This is a genomic window from Streptomyces javensis, assembly GCF_039525925.1.
GTDB lineage: Bacteria > Actinomycetota > Actinomycetes > Streptomycetales > Streptomycetaceae > Streptomyces > Streptomyces asiaticus.
The window spans coordinates 1-3743 of sequence record NZ_BAAAIF010000197.1 but is presented as its reverse complement, the minus strand read 5'-3'; the positions used below and the strand labels follow the sequence as shown (position 1 = coordinate 3743).

1 protein-coding gene is annotated in these 3743 nt (G+C 71.4%); it reads left to right on the top strand.

Annotated features, from left to right (window positions below; genetic code table 11):
* Positions 1-37: 37 nt before the first annotated feature.
* A partial coding sequence (locus tag ABD329_RS47450) for a type I polyketide synthase (RefSeq protein WP_344318223.1) occupies positions 38-3743 on the top strand: 3706 nt, incomplete at its 3' end.

Sequence of the window (3743 nt, the reverse complement as noted above, 5' to 3'; positions counted from 1 at the left end):
GAGCACCGTCGAGCACCTCATACGCCAGGGTCACACGGTGTTTGTCGAGGCCAGTCCGCATCCGGTGCTGACCGTCGGCATCCAGGACACCGCCGACGCCACCGACACCGACATCCTCGTCACCGGATCGCTGCGCCGTGATGATGGCACTGCCCAGCGGTTTCTGACCTCCCTGGCCGAGCTCCATGTGCGCGGTGTCCGGATCGACTGGGGCCCGCTCTTCGCCGGTGTCTCGCCCGTCGAGCTGCCGACGTACGCCTTCCAACGGGAACGGTTCTGGCTTGGGGCGGACATCGCCGAGTCCGCCGTGAACACGTGGCGATACCAGATCTCCTGGAAGCCGCTGCCGGACATGGACACCACGGCGCTCTCCGGCACCTGGCTGGCCGTGGTCCCCGAAGGGGACGCGTGGGCCATGGCGGGCGCACGGGCGCTGATCGAGTCGGGCACGGCCGACGTTCGTACCCTCCAGGTGACCTGCGACGCGGACCGCCGGACCCTGGCCGGGCCGCTGACGGCTGTGGCGGGATCCGAAGACATCGCCGGTGTCGTCTCGTTCCTGGCCGCCGACGAAGTTCCGCATCCGGCCCACCCCGCGCTGTCCCGGGGGATGGCGCACACGGTCGAGCTGCTGTGCTCGCTCACCGCTGCCGATATCGAGGCCCCGCTGTGGTGTGTCACCCGGGCGGCCGTCATGGCACTGCCCACGGACCCCGCGCCGGACCCGGGCCAGGCGGCGGTATGGGGATTCGGGCGGGTGGCCGGGCTGGAGCGATCCGAGTGTTGGGGCGGCCTGATTGACCTGCCCGACCACTGCGACGCACAGGTGTTGCGGCGGTTCGTCGCCGTACTCGCGCAGGCAGCCGGTGAGGACCAGGTGGCGGTGCGGTCATCGGCGGCCCTGGGCCGACGGTTGACACCGGCGCCCAGGACCGGACCGGCCGGCGCGTGGCGTCCGCACGGCACGGTGCTGATCACCGGTGGCACCGGCGTGCTGGGCGCACATGTGGCACGGTGGCTGGCGCGGTCCGGCGCGGAGCACCTGGTGTTGCTCAGCCGCCGTGGCCCGCGGGGCCCTGGGGCGCCCGTGCTCGAGGCCGAACTGACCGCGCTCGGCGCACGAGTGACCGTGACGGCCTGCGATGTGACCGACCGGGCCGCTCTCGCCCGGGTGCTGACATCTGTGCCGGACCTCACCGCCGTGGTCCATCTCGCGGGGACCGTGCGCTTCGGCCATTCCATCGACGCGGACCTCGACGAGTACGCGGGCGTCTTCGACGCCAAGGTCACCGGTGCCCTGCATCTGGACGAGCTCCTCGACCACTCGTCGCTGGAGGCTTTTGTTCTCTTCTCCTCGGCAGCGGCCGTCTGGGGCGGTGTCGGCCAGGCCGGTTACGCGGCGGCGAACGCCCTGCTCGACGCGGTGGCACAGCGGCGTCGCGCACGCGGTCTGCCGGCCACTTCGATCGGATGGGGCACCTGGGGCGGCAGCCTCGCGCCCGAGGACGAGGAGCGGCTGAGCCGCATCGGCCTGCGCCCGATGCGGCCGGAGGCGGCCGTCACCGAGCTGGGCCACGTCGTCGGGTCGGCCGAGCCCTGCCCGGCCATCGCGGACGTCGACTGGGAGACCTTCGGCCCCGCCTTCACGGCGGCCCGGCCCAGCCCCCTGCTCAGCGAGTTGCCGCAGCTGCGAAACACCTCCGGCTCCATGGCGATGACCGGCGACCACGCCGCACTGCGGAGGCGGCTGACCGGGGTGTCCGCAGCCGACCAGGTCCGGACGCTGGTGGACCTGGTACGTGAACATGCGGCCGGACTTCTGGGGCACCGCGGTCCGGCGGCGATCGACCCCACGGTGCCGTTCCGGCAACTGGGCTTCGACTCGCTGACGGCGGTAGAGCTGCGGACCCGGCTGAACGCGGCCACGGGACTGCGTCTCCCGGCCACCTTGCTGTTCGACCACCCGAGCTGCCGGGCGGTCGCCGATCTGCTGCGCTCGGAACTGCTCGGCGACCGGTCGGGCTCCCTCGCGGCGTCGTCCGATACGGAGGCTGTGCCCGTCGGCGTGGTGGCCTCCGACGAGCCGATCGCCATCGTCGCGATGAGCTGCCGCTTCCCGGGAGGCATCGAAACCCCCGAGGACTTGTGGCGAGTGGTCAGCGAGGGCCGGGACGTGCTCTCCGACTTCCCCGACGACCGCGGCTGGGACGTGGACGCGCTGTACGACCCGGACCCGGACCGGTCCGGCACCAGCTATGTGCGTACCGGCGGATTCCTCCATGACGCCGCGGAGTTCGACCCGGAACTCTTCGGGATCTCCCCGCGTGAGGCGCTGGCGATGGATCCCCAGCAGCGGCTGCTGCTGGAGTCGGCGTGGCAGGTCCTGGAGCGCGCCAGGATGGCGCCGACCTCCCTGCGATCCAGCAGGACCGGTGTCTTCATCGGTGGCTGGGGCCAGGGCTACCCCTCGGCCTCGGACGAGGGGTATGCCCTGACCGGCGCCGCGACCAGCGTGATGTCCGGTCGTATCGCCTATGCGCTGGGGCTGGAGGGTCCTGCCCTGACCGTGGACACGGCGTGTTCGTCCTCGCTGGTGGCGCTGCATCTGGCGAGCGAGGCGCTACGGCGCGGCGAGTGCTCGCTGGCGCTCGCCGGCGGCGTGACGGTGATGGCGACACCCAGCACCTTCGTGGAGTTCTCGCGCCAGCGCGGGCTGGCCCCGGACGGGCGCTGCAAGCCGTTCGCCGGGGCGGCGGACGGCACGGGGTGGGGCGAGGGCGTGGGCATGCTGCTGTTGGAGCGGTTGTCCGATGCGGAGCGTAATGGGCATCGGGTGTTGGCGGTGGTGCGTGGGTCGGCGGTGAATCAGGATGGTGCGTCGAATGGTTTGACGGCGCCGAATGGTCCGTCGCAGCAGCGGGTGATCCGGCAGGCGTTGGCGAGCGCGGGGTTGTCGGCGGTGGATGTGGATGCGGTGGAGGCGCACGGTACGGGTACGACGCTGGGTGATCCGATCGAGGCGCAGGCGCTGTTGGCCACGTACGGTCAGGGCCGGGATGCGGACCGGCCGTTGTGGTTGGGGTCGGTGAAGTCGAACATCGGTCATACGCAGGCGGCCGCGGGTGTGGCCGGTGTGATCAAGATGGTGATGGCTTTGCGGCACGGGGTGCTGCCGCGAACGCTGCACGTCGATGAGCCGACACCGAAGGTGGATTGGTCCGCCGGCGCGGTGGAACTGCTCACCGAGTCGGTCGAGTGGCCGCAGGAGGACCGACCGCGCCGAGCCGGGGTGTCGGCTTTTGGGGTGAGTGGCACCAACGCGCATGTGATCCTGGAACAGGCCCCGGAGCAGGCACCCGGGGTTGCGGTCGAAGGCAGGAAGGGGCGAGGCGAGCCTCCGGCGGTGCCCTGGGTGCTGTCGGGCGCGAGCGAGGCGGGTCTGCGGGCGCAAATCGAAGGCTTGCGGGCGTTCGCTGACGACAATCCCACGCTCGATCCGGTGGATGTGGGCTGGTCGTTGGCGTCTACACGTGCGCTTCTGCCGTATCGCACCGTCGTCGTGGGCGCCGACCTCGACGCGTTGCGGCGTGGGTTGGACGCGGCGGAGGTGGTGGGCGCGGCCGAACCGGACCGTGGCGCCGTGTTGGTGTTCCCGGGGCAGGGGTCGCAGTGGGTTGGGATGGCGTTGGAGTTGGTGGAGTTCTCGCCGGTGTTCGCGGGGCGGTTGGGTGAGTGTGCGGATG